Annotated in this window: 14 protein-coding genes; 10 read left to right on the forward strand and 4 right to left on the reverse strand. The window is 57.9% G+C overall.

The window, feature by feature from the left end; all coding sequences use genetic code 11:
• Position 1 precedes the first annotated feature (1 nt).
• Positions 2 to 340, forward strand: a complete 339-nt coding sequence (locus BM030_RS08180; protein ID WP_090973105.1) for a hypothetical protein — start codon at positions 2 to 4, stop codon at positions 338 to 340.
• A gap of 6 nt (positions 341 to 346) precedes the next feature.
• Positions 347 to 1,816: a sodium:solute symporter family transporter gene (locus BM030_RS08185; protein WP_090973107.1), complete on the forward strand. Its 1,470-nt coding sequence runs from the start codon at positions 347 to 349 to the stop codon at positions 1,814 to 1,816.
• A 19-nt stretch (positions 1,817 to 1,835) separates the two neighbouring features.
• On the opposite strand, the gene BM030_RS08190 is transcribed toward BM030_RS08185, so the two are convergent.
• Positions 1,836 to 3,548: a hypothetical protein gene (locus BM030_RS08190; protein ID WP_090973108.1), complete on the reverse strand. Its 1,713-nt coding sequence runs from the start codon at positions 3,546 to 3,548 to the stop codon at positions 1,836 to 1,838.
• 5 nt (positions 3,549 to 3,553) lie between these two features.
• Positions 3,554 to 6,028 carry an alpha-L-rhamnosidase gene (locus BM030_RS08195; RefSeq protein WP_090973256.1) on the reverse strand — a complete coding sequence of 825 codons (2,475 nt, stop codon included), beginning with the start codon at positions 6,026 to 6,028 and terminating at the stop codon, positions 3,554 to 3,556.
• A 278-nt stretch (positions 6,029 to 6,306) separates the two neighbouring features.
• Between BM030_RS08195 and BM030_RS08200 the strand changes: the two genes are divergently transcribed.
• The 3 genes from BM030_RS08200 to BM030_RS08210 are packed head-to-tail and all read left to right on the forward strand — an operon-like array spanning position 6,307 to position 8,120.
• Positions 6,307 to 6,885, forward strand: coding sequence for a hypothetical protein (locus BM030_RS08200; protein WP_139215847.1), 579 nt, complete (start codon positions 6,307 to 6,309; stop codon positions 6,883 to 6,885).
• A complete protein-coding gene (locus tag BM030_RS08205; protein WP_139215848.1) occupies positions 6,806 to 7,414 on the forward strand; it encodes a hypothetical protein in 609 nt (202 codons plus the stop codon). Before BM030_RS08200 ends, BM030_RS08205 begins: the two co-directional genes overlap by 80 nt.
• Complete coding sequence (locus tag BM030_RS08210) at positions 7,395 to 8,120, forward strand: hypothetical protein (protein WP_090973111.1); 726 nt, start codon at positions 7,395 to 7,397, stop codon at positions 8,118 to 8,120. The genes BM030_RS08205 and BM030_RS08210 overlap by 20 nt, the downstream gene beginning before the upstream one ends.
• A gap of 76 nt (positions 8,121 to 8,196) precedes the next feature.
• On the opposite strand, the gene BM030_RS08215 is transcribed toward BM030_RS08210, so the two are convergent.
• Positions 8,197 to 8,949, reverse strand: a complete 753-nt coding sequence (locus BM030_RS08215; RefSeq protein ID WP_090973112.1) for an acyl-CoA desaturase — start codon at positions 8,947 to 8,949, stop codon at positions 8,197 to 8,199.
• Positions 8,950 to 9,180: 231 nt separating this feature from the next.
• Here BM030_RS08215 and BM030_RS08220 point away from each other — a divergent pair, with 231 nt between their 5' ends.
• The 5 genes from BM030_RS08220 to BM030_RS08240 all read left to right on the forward strand — a co-directional run bounded on the left by BM030_RS08220 (position 9,181) and on the right by BM030_RS08240 (position 14,007).
• Entirely contained in the window at positions 9,181 to 9,750 is a 570-nt protein-coding gene (locus BM030_RS08220) for an RNA polymerase sigma-70 factor (protein ID WP_090973257.1), read from the forward strand.
• Between the two features lies 1 nt (position 9,751).
• A complete protein-coding gene (locus BM030_RS08225; protein WP_090973113.1) occupies positions 9,752 to 10,702 on the forward strand; it encodes a FecR family protein in 951 nt (316 codons plus the stop codon).
• Positions 10,702 to 12,321, forward strand: coding sequence for a peptidase associated/transthyretin-like domain-containing protein (locus BM030_RS08230; protein ID WP_090973114.1), 1,620 nt, complete (start codon positions 10,702 to 10,704; stop codon positions 12,319 to 12,321). Before BM030_RS08225 ends, BM030_RS08230 begins: the two co-directional genes overlap by 1 nt.
• A gap of 78 nt (positions 12,322 to 12,399) precedes the next feature.
• Positions 12,400 to 12,972, forward strand: coding sequence for a porin family protein (locus tag BM030_RS08235; RefSeq protein ID WP_170845668.1), 573 nt, complete (start codon positions 12,400 to 12,402; stop codon positions 12,970 to 12,972).
• Positions 12,973 to 12,981: 9 nt separating this feature from the next.
• Positions 12,982 to 14,007: a hypothetical protein gene (locus BM030_RS08240; RefSeq protein WP_090973116.1), complete on the forward strand. Its 1,026-nt coding sequence runs from the start codon at positions 12,982 to 12,984 to the stop codon at positions 14,005 to 14,007.
• Positions 14,008 to 14,093: 86 nt separating this feature from the next.
• Here the strand turns inward: BM030_RS08240 and BM030_RS08245 are convergent, their stop codons facing one another.
• Positions 14,094 to 16,355 (reverse strand): alpha-L-rhamnosidase-related protein, encoded by a 2,262-nt coding sequence (locus BM030_RS08245; protein ID WP_090973117.1) that lies wholly within the window; start codon positions 16,353 to 16,355, stop codon positions 14,094 to 14,096.
• Positions 16,356 to 16,360 lie beyond the last annotated feature (5 nt).

The following is a 16,360-nucleotide window of genomic DNA, read 5'->3' on the forward strand; positions in this document are numbered from 1 at the left end:
GATGATGAGACATTTCCAAACAAGCACCGTGGAACAACGGAGGGTTGTTGACACCGATTTTGCCACCCACCCCTTGGAGGTGGCCTGGGCGTCTGAAGCTATCTTTTTTGTGGATGCCGAGCAATTGGATGAAGGGGGCGGTCCGCTGCTGCTGAAGGTACAGCTATCGGTGGATGGGGTGAACTGGCTGGACGAGGGCACGGCTTTCGAACCGCTCCGCGGTAACGTCAGCGCCTTCCGGCGGGTGAGCCATTTCGGGGGCTGGCTGCGCTTGGAAGGCAGCCTGCCGGAGCGGGGCAGCGCGTATCGGGTAACTATCCACCTGGTGGCTAAAGCATAGTGCCGCATGCATCCGGTAGACAGCATAATCGTTGTGGTGTATTTCATCGCCGTTGTGGTGGTGGCAAGCCTTTTCAGCAAGTCGCAGCAGTCGCTGAAAGACTTTCTGATGGGCGGCCGCAACATCCCGTGGTGGGCTGCCGCGCTGGCCGGTGTGGCCACGGTGACCAGTGCCATCTCTTATATCGGTGCCGTGGGCCTCGGTTTCAGCACAAACTTCGGGTTTTTGCAGTACCGGCTGGCGGTGCCGATGGCCATTGCCGTGATTTGCTTGATTATCATGCCCTTTTTCTTCCAGCTGCGGCTCTATTCGATATACGAGTATCTCGAGAAGCGGTTCAGCCCCATGCTGCGTCTGCTGGGCAGCGGCCTGTTTCTGCTCTTCAAATGTGCTTTCCTGGCGGTGGGTATCTATGCCCCGGCATTGGTCATGAGTGTGCTTATGGGAATAGACCCGTTGTGGATAGTGCTGGTTACGGGGGTGGTAACCACCGGCTATACGCTGCTGGGCGGAATGAAAGCGGTGATTTGGACCGACGTGCCCCAGCTGCTTATCATGATGGGCGGCATCTTCATCGTTATCTTCGTTGCTGCGTCTCGAATCGATGGCGGCTTCGGCCAGGTGTTTGCGCTTGCCGGAGCGCACGGTAAATTCGACTATGTTAACTGGTCTGCCGACCCCACGGACACCTATACCGTATGGAGCGGTATCATCGGGGGGACATTTCTCATTATTTCGCAATTTGGTGCCGACCAGGCGGAGATGCAGCGCTTCCTTTCGGTCAATTCCCTGAGGCGGGCCAATTGGGCTTTTGTGACCTCCCTGCTGGTGGCATCGTTGATCGGCTTTCTGATCTTCTTTGAGGGAGCGGTGCTTTTCGCCTTTTATACTCAGGAAGGGAATACCGACATCCCCACCAATGAAGTATTCATCCGGTTTGTTATCAACGAGCTGCCGATTGGGGTGAAGGGACTGATGGTGTCTGCCCTGTTTGCCGCGTCTATGTCGACCATCAGCTCGGTGCTTAACTCGATGAGCACCGTATTCATGGCCGATTTCCACCGGCGTTTCAGCCGGGGTGAAGGCTCCGTGCGCGTGGCGCGCGGGATGACCATGCTTTTCGGTCTGGTAGCCACGGCGCTGGCGTGCCTGGGCGGCTTGCTGGGTAACCTGCTGGAAGCATCAACGACCATTATCAACTTTTTCGGCGGTGCGCTGGTTGGCGTGTTTCTGCTTGGCATGCTCAGCAAACGGGCGGAAAGCGGCGGCGCTATAACAGGACTGGTGGCCGGCTTTGTGGCGGTACTTGCCACGTGGCTGGCCACCAGTGTATCGTTTATGTGGTACAGCGCCATCGGCGGCATCACCACCCTGGTGGTGGGTGAGCTGTACAGCCGCCTGTCTGGACGCCGGCCCCGGGCTGAGCAGCTGAAGCTGGTGCTTAAGGTGCCCCGTTTGGTCCGGCGTGGCCGGTGATGACGCCCGGGATGCGGCGTTAATACGCGTTTATGCCCTTGTTGTCTATCACCCCGTCGTAACCCGGGCCGCCCGCGCCGAGGTAGCCGTAGCTGGCACCACTTTTATCGGGGCTTACCCAGAAGGAATACAGCTTACCGTTGCTCAGCTGAAACCGGAACTGTACCGGCTTGCCGGCAATGGAAGAGAGGTCTTCCCCTCCGGTCCACTCGATCTGATGCAAGGTTTTGTTTACCCGCGTGGGCTTGCAGTGCTTCATGGAAAAGGGCTTGATGACCTTGCCCCGCTCGTCCAGGATTTCTGCGCGGAGTTCGCCCTCGGGGCAGTCTACATTGACGAAAAGGTATTTGCCGTCGAACGTAACGGGCCGGGTGACCAGGTGCCCCGCCTTTTTGCCGGCTTCCATGGAAGCGAATCCGTCTCTCCGCAGTTTGGCCATCCCGATGCTGGCGCCGGTATACATGCCGCGGAAACCGTCTGACGCCTGGCCGGAATAACCGCAATAGGGGAACCACAGTTCATCGCCCATCACCAGGCACACGCCCATGGTGCCGTGCAGGTATCCGCGGTCCCAGTCGCCTTCTTTCCGCGTGGCGGCGATGAACGGACGGCGGTCTGGCCGGTGCCAGTGGAATCCATCGCGGCTGAACCCTAATTTCAGCTCCGTGATTTTGGGGAAACGCCCTTCGTTGGCAACCCTATTGGTGGGGCCCAGGTGGACGTAAAACTCGCCGAGGATAACGCTCTCGTAAGCAACGGCATTGAGGCTGTACAATTGCGCAAAGTTGCCGATGTCGGGGTCGGGTTTATCCAGGGTATCGGCATTGACCCAGAAAACAGCATCGTCCCAGTTGGTGCCCTTCATGAACTCTTCGCTCTCCAGGTACCACCGGGCGCGGCCGCGTCCCTGCTTTTTGAGGCTGAACACCCACACATCCCGGAAGGGATTGTAGAAGAACGAGCAATAGTCGTCTGCCCGGTGAGCGGGCAGTCCGTGTGACCATATCCGGCCATCCCTGGAAAAATGCAGCGTATGGTCCCTCCGGTCGGCTAAGTGCGTGCCGCGGTCGGTAACCATCTTGAACTTTTCATCGGGATTTTCGGTTTGGCTGTCTAACCATATGGCGTTGTCGCCGCCGGCATTAAGCCAGCCACCGGGAAGAATGATATTCTGGTCTACCAGCCCCAGATCCGGACGTTTCCAGTCGACCAGATTGGTGCTCGTTGCCATGGCCAGTCCGCCGCGCCAGCCGGCCGTGTAGAACATTTTGAAGAGGCGGTCGTCAAAATCATAGAATACGCCGCCGTGGCCCAGGTAGGTAACGTCTTTATGGCCCGGTTCAGAACTACCCAGCGACTCCTTTTCGTAGTCGGTTTCGGGGAAAAATACGGGGTTTTGGTCCAGCTTCTCCGCGGCATGGAATACCCGGTTGAGCGTTGTATTGGCGATGAGGAAATCATCCACGAACAACTGGCGCCCCGTGTTGATGTTGATGACATCCGGCGGATTGACGAGGTAGGGCGGCGTGCGGTAGCCGACGAACTTCGGGTCGTCATACCGGGGTGGCCACTGCTCGGGAAGCCTGATGTTGTTATAAAGTACTTCGGGCCGCCGCTGGGCCGTGGAATCTTGGGCAGCCGCTATTCCGCAGGCGGTTATCAGCCCCATGACAGACAGGGCTTTTAACGTGGTGAGGCGGAGGGCTGGTGTGGCGTGTTTTTTCAATGACATTTCAGCTACTTCTTGTTGGGTTTATAAACAAAGGTATATGTTCCTGATCCGAGTTTGAGCTTGACCGCATCGCCCGATTGGGCGGCGTCTTTTAATCCTTTTATGGCGGTAAGCGGCTGGTTGCTCTCTTGCACATCGGCGAGCGTGGCCTGGGGCAGCAGCACCGTGGCGCTCGTATTGGGCGGTATGGTAACGCTGACCTCCATGCGGTCTGCGGTATACTGCCAAGCGGTATGGATATCGCCATACAGCAGCAGTTTGTAAGCGACGTCGGTATAGCCGAACCGGGTGAGTACATGGTTAAGGTAGGGCGTGCCGACGAAGCCGGTTGTCAGGTGGTAATCATACGATTCAATGTTTTCAACCAACCGCCGTGCGGCCTGTTCGCGGAGTTCTTCGGGCAGGATATCAAAATGCAGCGCCAACACGTAGGCGGTTTGCGTGGGAGACACCAGGCGGCCGTTTGCGGTGACGAATTCATCCATGAATGCCTGCTTCAGCGTTGGCAACAGTTGCTGGTAGACGCGATAATCGGATTCTTTGCCCAGCCGTTCAGCAGCTTTGGCAACCAGGGTCGTTGAATAGATGTAAAACGCCTGTGCGATGAGGTCTTTGTCTGTTAGGGCAGCTTTTCCGTACCGATCATCCGTGGGGGAGTAGAACAGCCAGTCGCCATACCGAGAACTGATGGTAGACAGGTTGTTTTTGCTGGTTTTGCGCATAAACTCTACCCACGCTTTCATGCTTTCGTATTGCGTTTCCAGCAGGCGTTGGTCGGCATAGTTCACAAAGAAATTCCAGGGGACGATGGTGGCCGCATCGGCCCAGGCCGCTGATCCGGAACCGCCCCTGACGTTGGGAACAACCACGGGCATGTTGCCGCTCTTGAACTGGTCGGCCCGTAAATCGGCCAGCCACTTGGCGAAGAAGTTGGACACATCCATGTTGAAGGCGGCCGTGTTGAAGAACACCTGGGCATCGGCCGTCCACCCCAGGCGCTCGTCGCGCTGCGGGCAGTCGGTTGGAACATCCAGGAAATTACCCTTCTGGCTCCATGTGATGTTGTGCTGCAGTTGGTTCAGCAGCGGGTTGGAGGTCTGGAACTTGCCGGTAACGGGTATGTCGGAGTGCAGGACCTGTGCGGTAAAGTTCTCGATATCCACGTCGCCGGGGTATCCCTGCAGCCTGACATACCGGAACCCGTGAAAGGTGAAGTGGGGCTCATAAGTCTCTTCGCCGCCGCCCCTGCAGATGTAGACGATTTCTTGTTTTGCGTCTTTGAGGTTGGCGGTATAGAAGTTGCCCGCGCTGTCCAGCACTTCTGCGTGGTGCAGGGTGATGGTGTCTCCGGCTTGGGCCGCTACGGTGAATTTTACCCAGCCGACAAGGTTCTGGCCGAAATCAAGCACCTTTTCGCCTTTCGGCGTGACGATAAGCCGGGTGGGTTTGACGGCTTCGTGTTTGGTGACAAATACACCGTTGCTGGCCACCAGGTTGGCTTTGCTGATGTCTTGTTCGATGACGTTTTCCCAGCGGCTGGCATCATACGCAGGTGCACTCCAGCGGGAATCGGCCTTGCGTGCGTCGTAGACCTCCCCGTCATAATGGTCTGCCGCCTGGATAGGTCCGTCAAAGGTTACTTTCCAGGTGCCGTCGGAAATTACCGTGGCCATGGAGCCGTCTTTATAGCGCACCTCGAGCTGATATAGCAGGGCGTGCTCTTTGCCATAGACGTTGCGGCGGGAGAAAAGCCGCCCGCGGTACCAGCCGTCGCCCAGGGTGACCAACGTGACGTTGTCGCCCCGGCGGGGGTGTTGTTTTACGTCGAACACCTGATACTGGAGGCGCTTGTGATAGCTTGTCCAGCCGGGCGTGAAGTAATAATCGCCCACCCGTTGCCCGTTGAGGGCGACCTCATAGAGGCCGTGGGCGGTAACGTACAGGCGGGCGTCGGCGATTTCTTTTTCTACGGTGAATGCTTTCCGGAACACGGGCGATGGAACCGGCTTGCCGTCAGTGGTTTGCGCGGCCCGGATCCACCGGGCATTCCATAAGCTGGTGTCCAGCAGCCCCATTTCCCAGTGCTGCACATCGCTCCACGGCGAAACGCGGCCCCGGTTGTCCCATACGCGCACTTGCCAGAAATAACGCTGGCGCGACTGGAGGGCAGGCCCACCATACGGAACATGAATGGACTGGTCTGACTGGACTTTGCCCGATTGCCATAACAGTTTGCCCCGCTGTTTCAGCGCATTGGGCGATTCAGCGACCTTAATCTCGTATGCCGCTTGGGTAATGCCGCGCGATTCCGTGCTTAGTTTCCAGCTGAACCGGGGCTCGGTGACGCCGATTCCAAGGGGGTTGTGGAGGTTTTCGCACTTCGGTGCAGCAACGGAAAGATCCTGGGCGGTTGCCGATAGGCTGGAGCCGGCTGCGATTAGCCAGCCGATGAGGATGCTTGCAAATGACAGTCGTTTCATTAAACGGAAATCGTTTTCGTTTTTCAATGTGTCGTCGTTTTTAAACGGGTTAGCGGGTTCAATAACTGACCATGCAAAGAACGCATTTACGGGGGGCATAATTGTTCACTATTTTGCCAATTGTGTATATGGATTTGCCACTTTGCATCGGGTTATGGTGCCTGGGGCGGCTAAGATAAGTTAAATAAGTATACAAAGCGGGTAATCTTTTAAACAGCTTTACCGCCGTTATGCGGGATATTTGCAGCACCAGAAACGAACATTCGCAAGTAGACCTGATGAGATTATTCGCTGTATTTATTTTCCAGTTAGCCATGACATGGCCATGCCTTCGCGCCGCGGCAGATTACGGCGCGGCCGATACGTTGCACCAGACCCGGAGCGGCAAGATGGTTGCCCCGGTGATTGATATTATGCCCCAATTGCGGGTGTTCCACGATTTGAAAGCCATTGAACGCGAAATCAGTGAGCTGAAAGCCCTCGGGTTCCAGCGGGTCTATTTCGTGTTGTGCAATCCGGGATACCCGTCATTTGCGAGTCCGCGCTTATCCGTGATGCCGCTGTACCCGGATTTACGCAACGATATGCTGCGCTCCATCCTTTGCCTGGGCGATCCCAACTGGGTATACGCGAAAGAAGCCAAACGGCAGGGCCTGGAGGCCTGGGCCATTATAAAACCCTATGAATCGGGCACGGGAAATACCATCCCCCATAACCGGCATGCCGCACTGAGCTTGGCCCATGTACCGACCGTTGGGGGGCAGCATATCGGCTTCGATGAACTGCTGTCTGCTAACCCCCAACCTGCGGGTGAAAAGGAAACCCCTTTCGGCGAGGGAGGAGGCATGCCTGTCTGAACCCATCGAAAAGCTGGAAATCGCCTTCTGCATCGACTCATTCCGCCAGCGGGTGGGGGCACAGAAGTGGATTGACCATGAAGCCGTGGAAGTTAGCCGGCTCCGGCCTCCTGCATTGGCGCTGTGGACCAGTGCCGACAACGAAACGTATGCGGAATACGATGCGGTGTTGACCACGGAAACCCGCGTGGAATGGCGGCATGTGTATGATGCAAACGGCCAGCCATTGTTTGACCAGCCCAAGCGCCACCTGGTGATGACCGTGGGTGGACTGCACATCTCCCCGGAAACGCCCTACGTGGCACTGACGGTAAGGGAGGGAAATAGGTGGTCTACGATACCTTACAGCATGATTAAGGCGTTTTCACAGTCGGGCGAAGTGCCACTGACGGCGACCGTGCAGGCCCGGGCGCCTTCTGTACAATACCGGGGGACGCTCAGCGAGCGGCAATGGGGCACCGAAGCCATCCCCGTGAAAGGCAACGTGGCCCAAGCGAACTTCAAGACGTATGGCCGGTACGCCATGTGAGGGGTATCCGGAAGTGACCGACTACTGGCTGCGACAGGTGAAAAATGCGATGGAGATGGGATTTGACGGGGTGGACTTCAGGCTGCAGAATCACTCAAGCATGGTGACCGACTACGTGGAATATGGGTATAACGAGCCTATTGTGGCACGTTACAGGGATAAATATGGCGTTGACATCCTCCAGGAGGAGGCCGACCCGCTGAAGATAATGCAGGTTAGGGGAGCGTTTTATGCCGATTTCCTCGAGCAAGCGGCCAGCCTCATCCACTCATACGGCAAAAAAGTGCAGGTGCACCTGCGGCATGCCAACGAGGCACCCACCCTGAACGATGAATTCAATGAACTTGGCTTCTGGGCAATGCCCAAAGTACAGGTCGACTGGAAGCGCGTTGTTGACCTGGCGGATGAAATAACGCTGAAGCATTACTACCACAATGCCTACGATACGGCGATGGCGGCGCAGATTAAGCGGTACGCAAACGCGAAAAACAAACGGGTGTGGGTACATGCCTATATCCAGCAGGCCGGTGAACTCAACGAAGGTTTTCTGGATGCCGTGGAACAGGACAGCGCCGTGCAGGGCATATTGCTGTATGAGTTTTCCAACGCCATATTCCAGCCCAGGCGGAAATCAGACGTTTCGTTGAACACCGTGAGGTACCACCTGGAAAAGCTGGGCTTCAGCCCGCCCGGCGATATCCGTTAGGGGCAAGACCCAGCTGCACCCGCTGCGCCCAGCAACCGGAGGCTGCATGAGCAGCACGCCGCAGGGCGTGCCGCCGCTATCCGGCAGCGGCCGGACGTTGGCCGGGCTTTGGATAGTGGATAATCCGTAACCATTTCAGCAGCATGGCCACGGGGTATACCGGATCTATTTCATGCCAGCGCCTGCCGAAGTTGACGGATGAGGGATGCTTATGGTGATTGTTATGATACGATTCGCCCAGCATCAACACATCGACCATCAGCAAGTTGCGTGATGTATTCTTCAGCTTGAAGTTGATGTACCCGTATTTGTGGGCAAACCAGTTGACCACCGCACCGTGGAAAGCACCCGAGGTGATGACCACCGGCAACAGCAGGAACCACCAGAAGCTGCTGGCAAACAGCCAGAAGTAAGCCACGTATAGCAATACCCACAGGATACGGGAAAGCGGGGAGTTGCCCCAGCGATCCAGGCGTTTCCACTCCGGAAGACCTTTGGTGAAACGCTCCTCGACCGGATACCGGCCTTTGACGATAGCAACGTAAATATTACGCGTGCGCCACATCATCGCAAAGATGTTACGCGAGAAGTTGGGCGAATGGGGATCCTTTTCGGTATCGGTATATGCATGGTGCATGCGGTGCATGATGGCATACGCCCGGGGGCTCATATAAGACGACCCCTGCGTGATGTAGGAAAAAAGGAAGAAAAAACGTTCCCAGAAGCGGCTCATGGTGAATGATCCGTGAGCAGCGTACCGGTGCTGGAAAAACGTTTGGGAAAATAACGAGAGATACCATATCCCGATAAAAAACAATAAAATAGCCATAATGTAATGCGCTTTAAATGATAAATGGAGACAGAAAATTAAATGCTAAAGCTCACTTGGCTGGTTGTAGGGAAGCGGTAACTGAAGATCTGTTTCTGAATCTTTGATTGTTGTAAAGATAGGTTATTCATCTGGAATATGCAAGCGGCGGCTTGGCTGTTTGGGGGCGCGCAAAAAAAAAATGCGCCGGCCACTAAGGGTAACGTGCGGCAGCGTTGTCTACTTAAACAAATGGAAGTAACTTTGGCCAAAAGAGAAACACCGGTGCATCCCGACCATGATATTACCCTTGCGTTTGAAGCGGCTTTTAAAAGCAATTTCAGGGCATTGCATGCTTATGCCAGCACGATACTGGAGGACGACAGCGCGGCTGAGGAAATTGTGCAGCATGTTTTTTTGAAGCTGTGGGAGCATCGCGACCGGATGCGGATACACACGTCGTTGCGGGCATACCTCTATAAAGCGGTTTACCACGAAAGTTTGAACTACCTGAAACACCGGCGGGTGCGAAGGAAATACATGAAGGAAGCGATGGTTGATTTTAAAGAGCAAGCACCGGATGCGGCACCCGATGAGGAGCTGCGGCGGCAGCTGAAGGCGGCACTGCGGCTGCTGCCCGAGAAGTGCCGGACGGTTTTTCAGCTGAGCCGCTTTGAGGAGCTGAAGTACCAGGAAATTGCAGACCGGCTGGGCATTTCGCTGAAGACGGTGGAAGCGCACATGGGTAAAGCGCTGAAGCTGCTGCGGCTGCGGCTGGCGGATTTCCTGCCGCTGCTGTTGGTTGTATTACCTTGTATATGAAATGATGGACGACGCATTATTGACAAAATATCTGCTGAATGAAGCCAGTGAGGCGGAGGCTGCGGCGGTGCGGCAGTGGATTGCCGCGGACCCCGCGCATGAAAGGCATTTCAGGCACATGCGGCTGATATGGGAGACCAGCCAGTCGCTGGCCAGCGGAAGCGGCGTGGATGAAGACGAAGCGTGGCGGCGCTTCGTGCAGCGCCGGGATAGCCGCCCGAAAGGGTACAGGCTGGGATGGGTGCGCATCGCCGCCATGTTGTTGCTGGTGCCTATCGCCGGACTGGCGGGATTCTACCTGCTGGGGCCGGGGGGCGGCGGGCGGTTTGCGTCTACGTATGCAACGGCCGATGCGCCCAGCACGGATACGCTGGCGGATGGTTCGGTGATTACGCTGAACCGGTTTGCCGAACTGGATTTTTCGCAAAGCCCGTTCAAGCGGGAGCGGACCGTAGACCTGCATAAGGGCGAAGCTTTTTTCAGGGTTGCTCCCGATGGGAAGAAGCCGTTTGTTATCCGCTCCGGAGACGTAACGGTTACCGTGGTGGGTACGTCTTTCAACGTGAAGCGCCGGGGCGACGAAACCACCGTAATCGTTGAAAGCGGAAAGGTGAACGTGGCGGGGCTTAACCAAACAGCGGAGCTGGGGCCGGGCCAAAAGGTGACCGTGAATACGCGTACCGGCAGGTTTGAGGAAGGATGGGCGGAAGACCGGCTGCACCATTATTATGTGAACCGCCGCCTGGTGCTGGACAATACACCGCTGTGGCGCATCGCGGAGGTGCTGGAGGAGGCTTATGGTGTGGACATCGCCATAAGCCGGAAGGAAATCGGGGAGCTGCCGATGTCAACCACCCTTCGCCTGGGGCCGCTGGACGAGGTGCTGAACGTGGTGGCGCAGACGCTGGGCGTGCAGGTTGAACGGACGGGAAAAAGGGTGGTCATCCGGTGATGCGGCTGAGGTTGGCGCTCGTCGGCCTGGTATTGGCCGCTCCGCTGGTTACCCGTGCGCAACACCTGATGCGTGAAATCGCAGTGGCAGACAGCGGTCCGCGCCGGCTGGGCGACTTGCTGGAGGAAGTCAGCGAAAGCCAGGGATTTTATTTTTCATACAACAGCACGCTGGTGGCCGAAGACAGCGTGGTGGCGCTGGACCGGTTTAAGGGCAGGCTGGCAGACCTCCTGGAGCGCACCTTCGGCAGTAACTATGAATTCAAGGAGGCCCCGGGGTATGTGATTATCCGGTATGCGCCGCATACGCTGGATCTGGCGATGCACATCGACAGCGAGCGGAGCGGGACGCTGGTGGTGACGGGGTGGATTAAGGATGCGGCGAGCCACCGGGGGGTGCCCGGCGCAAGTGTTTATGAACGGAACGTACTGGTGTCTACCTTGTCTGACTCCGACGGGCGGTTCAAGCTGTCCATCCGGCGGCCCGGCGAAAGCGTATGGCTTACGGTCAGCAAAGCAGACTACCGCGATACCACGGTGGTGCTGCTGCCGACGGTGAAGGTAGGGGGCGGCGATAAGGGGCGGCGCTATGCGTTTTATCCTGACGATGGCGGCAAAGCCGGACTTGAAAGTTCGGCACTGGGCCGCTTTTTTACGAGTTCAAAGCAACGTATCCAACGCATCAACCTGGGCGGCTTTTTCGCGCACAGCCCGTATCAGGTGTCGCTTACGCCGGGCCTGAGCTCACAGGGGCTGTTCAACAGCCAGGTGGTTAACCAGGTGTCGCTGAACCTCGTCGGCGGTTATACCGCCGGGGTGCGCGGCATTGAGATAGGGGGCGGATTCAATATCAATCAGCACGATGCCCACCGCGTGCAGGTAGCGGGTGCGTTTAACCTGGTGGGCGGGCAGATGCGGGGGCTGCAGGTGGCCGGTGTGTCGAACGTGGTGTTGCAGCGCGCGGGCGGTGTGCAGATAGCCGGTGTGGCCAACTGGGGCGGGGAGGTGCAAGGCGTACAGCTGGCCGGTGTTTTCAACAAGGCGCGCCGGAACAGCGGCCTGCAGCTGGCGGGGGCGATGAACACCGCCGACGGCGAGGCGGGCGTGCAGGTAGCGGGGATAGTGAACCGGGCGCGCCACGTGCGGGGCGTGCAGGTGGCCGGTCTGGTTAACATAGCTGACAGCAGCGACTACCCCGTTGGTATCGTGAACCTGGTGAAGAACGGCCGGAAAAGTATAACCGCAGGGGCGGACGAGTCTGGCATGATGCAGTTGGCATTCCGATCGGGCGGACGGGTACTCTACGGCTTGGTTGGCGTAGGGCATTACCTGAACGGCAATCCGCTGAAATATGTGGTTGAAGCGGGAATGGGGGCGCACGTGGCGGAGGGGAGAACTTTTTTGTTTGATGTTGAACTGGTGAGCCGGACGAGTACGGATCTCCGCATCGCCACGGGATCGCGGGTGGCACTCCGGGTGCTCCCGCAGTTTCGCATCGGCAGGCACGCCAGTGTCATTGCCGGTCCGGCCCTCAGCTATACCTATCCTGAAGCAGACCACCGCTATGGGGGCGAAGGCTGGCAGGCCGGTGTTTACGGCGGCCTGGCTTACCGGTGGTAATTTTTTTTCTTGAAGGCGTAAGGGTGGCGCGGGCGTTTGCTGTCTTATGATCAAAACAACATAATAATGATTAAAGACATGCAAAAGATGAAAACTATCGGAACATGCCTGGCGATGCTGGCCGGGCTGGCAGGCACGCAGGTGGCCACAGGTCAGACCCTCGATTTGGGCGTGAAGGCAGGCGTGAATTACGGAATGCTGCACAGCGGCGCTGGCGCGGTAAGCGACGCGTCTGGAAAGACCGGATGGCATGTTGGGCTGTTTGCCCGCACGGGCAACGACTTTTACTTTCAGCCCGAGGTGAATTACACGTCGTTCAGCAGTGAATTTTCTTATGAAGGGCAGGTTTATGAGCCCCGATTCCGGCAACTGAATGTGCCCCTGATGGCGGGATACCGCATCATCAGTAACGGTAACATGAACCTGCGGGTATCTGCCGGCCCTGACGTGAACCTGAACCTGAATACGCCCGTTGCGCCCCAAGCTACCAGTTATAGGCGGTTTACGGTGGGTGGCGTGCTCAACGCCGGGGTGGACCTGGGCCGGGCTACCTTTGATGTGCGCTACAGCCGCGGGCTGACCGATATCAACGAAGGGCTGAAACAGAAAACCGGCGTACTCGGGTTTTCTGTGGGATTCAAGATTCAATAAGGGGCATCTATGAAGTTACGTCATATCACGGGGCTGTTGACCCTGCTGTGCTGCTCCAGCTTGTTGCCTGCACAGGAAACCAGTCCGGCCCATGTGGGTATTCTGTACCCGCTGAGCACCCATGGCGACAAAGCCGCTGCATACACCAACCATTTCAGCCTGCATGCGCTGTGGGGCGTATCCGGAGGCGAGAAAGGCCTGGGCCTGTACGGCGCGGCGGGCACGGTGAAAGGCGACGCCAGCGGCGTGCAGGCGGCGGGCGTGTTTAACGGGGTGGGCGGCGAACTCAAGGGCGTGCAACTGGCCGGCGTCATGAACCGGGCCCATACCATGGCGGGCGGTGCCCAGTTTGCCGGTGTACTGAACGTGACTGGTGGGCGTGCGCCGGTGCAGCTGGCCGGGACGGCCAACGTGACCGACAGCGTAAAAGGAGCGCAGGTTGCCGGCGTGGTCAATGTGGCCGGCCATGTGCAGGGGGTGCAGATAGGCGGGGTGGTGAACAAAGCGGGCAAGGTAAGCGGCGTGCAGATTGCGGGCTTGCTGAATATTGCAGACAGCAGCGATTACCCCATAGCCATCATCAACATCGTCAGGAACGGAGAAAAGCGGGTGGGAATATCGACGGATGAAAACCTTTTTACGATGGTAAGCTTCCGCTCCGGCGGAAGGAAGCTTTATGGCCTGGTAGCGGCCGGTGTCAGTCCGCTGCATCCCGAACGGCGCTATGCCGCGGAGGGCGGACTGGGCATCAGCCTGGTGGAGCGCAACGCGTTCAGGCTGGATATGGAGACCGGCCACCTTTTTGCCACCGATTTTGAAGGCCATGAATATTACCGAAGCGGCCTGCGTTTGCTGCCAGCCCTGCGGCTGGGCAGCCATGTGCAGATCTTCGGCGGCCCGGGGGTGTATTATGCGAGCGCAAACACGCGGGAGGGCGCTGTCCGCGCGGGATGGGAACTCTGGGAACGGCAGCGCCTGGCGGAACGCCAGTCTATTTACCTGGGAGGCACGGTGGGTTTGCAGCTGGTGCTGTAAACCGCCGACGGCCGACAATTACCCACATCGCCGGTTGCTTCAGTTCAGCGACCGGCGATGTTTGCACCCCGCGGTGCCTGCGTGGCTCACGGCGCGGTGCCTTCCAACCGATGCGTGCCGGGCGGTAAATGGAGCACCGGCCCGGCCGCTTTCTTGCCATTGGCACGGACAATACGGTAAACGGCCGGAACATGCACTTCGGCGGAGGTTCCGGCAGGCACGGTGAGCTGCAGGGAAAACGTTTTTGACGCTTGGGTAACGGCGGCCTTTATCTCGCCATAACCCGTGGGGACAACAATGTCTACGTGATTTAACGGGCCCAGCCTGGGTGCTACCCTGAATTTCCTGAATGCCGGCTCAACGGGCGAAATGCCGGCCACGTATTGGGCCAGGATGGTGAGGCCGCCACCGCTCCAGGCGTGGTTGGTGGAACCACCGCCGTACCCTGCCTCGCCGATGCCCCAGCCCTCCCAGAGTGTGGTGATGCTGGGATGGTTTACCATCTCGGCAAACCGCGATTGCAGGCGTTGCATGGCGTATTGCTCGTGCCCCATATGGAACAGGGCCTCCACCACGTATTTCTCCATATACGGACTGGCCAGGAAGACCGTTTCGAAGATGTGCTTTAATGCCGGGTATTTGCTGGTATCGGCCAAGCCGGACACCACGGCGAGGGCTTGGGCGCGGTCGTCATAAGTGCCTTCGTAAGCGGCGGTGCGGTAGCCCTTGCCATCCCAGAACTGCCGGTTGAAGGCCTCCGAAAACTGCGCCATCTTTTCCTGCGTGGCGGCGGCCACTGCCTGCTCGCCCAGCAGCTCGGCCATATGGCGATAGCCTTTCAATGCCAGGTAATACCAGGCATTAACCAGCAGATGCTTATCGGGCTGCGTGCCCCAGTCGCCCCAATACCAGCCGCCCTGGCGCTCGGCCAGCGTGCCGTTGGGCAGCAACTGCCAAACCTCCAGGTATTTCCGGACACCGGGGAAGACCTCCGCGATGGTTTCTTTATCGCCGCTATTCAGGTAGTAGTTCCAGAAGCCGTAATAGCCGATGCTGGCCAGCATCTGCCCGGGAAGTTCTTTATCCCAGTTGCCGGCCGGTACGGGCGAATAGATCACCCCGTCCGGCCGCTGCCAGTTGATCAGTTCCAGGATGCCTTTCCTGGTCAGCGAAGCGGCTGGTGAATCCAGGGCATAGAACGCTTCGCCGCTCTCGATGACCACATCGCCCCACCACTGGGCGCGTTCACGGTCGGGACAATCCATATACGTATCGCGCATGGTAACGTACAGCGTTCTGACGGCTTTTTCCCATAGCCGGTTGAAGAAAGGGTCGTTGCAGGAGAACCGGCCGGCGAATGCGGTATTGAAGCCGGTTTCGCGGTATAGCAAGCGGACGACTTCGACCTGCTTGGGTACCACGTAATAGACATGATGCCCGTTCATCCAGCCGATGCTTTCGTAGGCCTGGGAACCCGCTTTGGTGATGTACTCCGCGCGGACGTTGGGTGTACCCCCGCCCATGTAGTGATCGGTGAACACCTCAATCTGCTGGCCGGCGCTGGCATTGATCTGGAGCCAGGGCGTTACCTGCGCATTGTAGGGCAGCTTGCACACCAGGGTATCATGCGTGTCGCCGCTGATTTTTTCAATGGCGGCATAATCTTTCAACCCGTAATCCTTCCACAGGGGGATGGGGCGTTTCACCAGTTTGTTCCAGGGTGCTACGGGCGGTTTTCCCAGCGTTTTGGCCGCCTGGAAACCGCGCAGTCCGGTGACGCCGGGCTGTGTCCAGCTGCCGATATCGCGGCGGGCATCAAACCGGATGTTCGACTCCGGCAGGCGGTAGTTCGGTTTGGTGCCGGGAGCGGTTTCAAAAGCGGGGTGGACAACGGCCTGCCATGTGCCATCGCTATACAGGCCGACCTGTTCGTGCGCGCATTCAAAGACCAGGGCCGCCTTGCCGCTGCTCAGGTGCGAAAAGCCGTCTTTGCCGAAATACCAGAGCAAAACGGCCACAAGGTTTTCGCCCTGCTTCAGGTAAGGCGCGATATCGACCTCGTCATAATACGTGTCTGACGGCGTAGGGCCCCGTTTCAGGCCACCTTCAAAAACCACCAGCCGCCCGTTGATCCACAGCCAGTATTTGCTGTCGGCAGCGATACGCGCCACGGCGCCCGCGGGTACGGAATCCACCGCGAACACCTTGCGGAAAGCCAGCCAGGTGTTGCTTTCGTTCTGGTTTTCGGCCGCGGTAATCCATTGGGCATGCCAGGCGTCTCCGGCCTGCGGGTAAGCGGTGCCGAGTTGCAGCACTGTGCAGATTAAAAGGAGTATGCTTATCTTCATGTCAT

The sequence above is a fragment of the Parapedobacter composti genome (genome assembly GCF_900112315.1).
GTDB classification, from domain to species: Bacteria; Bacteroidota; Bacteroidia; order Sphingobacteriales; family Sphingobacteriaceae; genus Parapedobacter; species Parapedobacter composti.

Bases quoted from the DNA above. Each gene is read 5' to 3' on its own strand.
- BM030_RS08180 (WP_090973105.1), top strand. From the start codon at position 2: ATGATGAGACATTTCCAAACAAGCACCGTGGAACAACGGAGGGTTGTT.
- BM030_RS08185 (WP_090973107.1), top strand. From the start codon at position 347: ATGCATCCGGTAGACAGCATAATCGTTGTGGTGTATTTCATCGCCGTT.
- BM030_RS08190 (WP_090973108.1), bottom strand. From the start codon at position 3,548: ATGTCATTGAAAAAACACGCCACACCAGCCCTCCGCCTCACCACGTTA.
- BM030_RS08195 (WP_090973256.1), bottom strand. From the start codon at position 6,028: ATGAAACGACTGTCATTTGCAAGCATCCTCATCGGCTGGCTAATCGCA.
- BM030_RS08200 (WP_139215847.1), top strand. From the start codon at position 6,307: ATGAGATTATTCGCTGTATTTATTTTCCAGTTAGCCATGACATGGCCA.
- BM030_RS08205 (WP_139215848.1), top strand. From the start codon at position 6,806: ATGAACTGCTGTCTGCTAACCCCCAACCTGCGGGTGAAAAGGAAACCC.
- BM030_RS08210 (WP_090973111.1), top strand. From the start codon at position 7,395: ATGGCCGGTACGCCATGTGAGGGGTATCCGGAAGTGACCGACTACTGG.
- BM030_RS08215 (WP_090973112.1), bottom strand. From the start codon at position 8,949: ATGGCTATTTTATTGTTTTTTATCGGGATATGGTATCTCTCGTTATTT.
- BM030_RS08220 (WP_090973257.1), top strand. From the start codon at position 9,181: ATGGAAGTAACTTTGGCCAAAAGAGAAACACCGGTGCATCCCGACCAT.
- BM030_RS08225 (WP_090973113.1), top strand. From the start codon at position 9,752: ATGATGGACGACGCATTATTGACAAAATATCTGCTGAATGAAGCCAGT.
- BM030_RS08230 (WP_090973114.1), top strand. From the start codon at position 10,702: ATGCGGCTGAGGTTGGCGCTCGTCGGCCTGGTATTGGCCGCTCCGCTG.
- BM030_RS08235 (WP_170845668.1), top strand. From the start codon at position 12,400: ATGCAAAAGATGAAAACTATCGGAACATGCCTGGCGATGCTGGCCGGG.
- BM030_RS08240 (WP_090973116.1), top strand. From the start codon at position 12,982: ATGAAGTTACGTCATATCACGGGGCTGTTGACCCTGCTGTGCTGCTCC.
- BM030_RS08245 (WP_090973117.1), bottom strand. From the start codon at position 16,355: ATGAAGATAAGCATACTCCTTTTAATCTGCACAGTGCTGCAACTCGGC.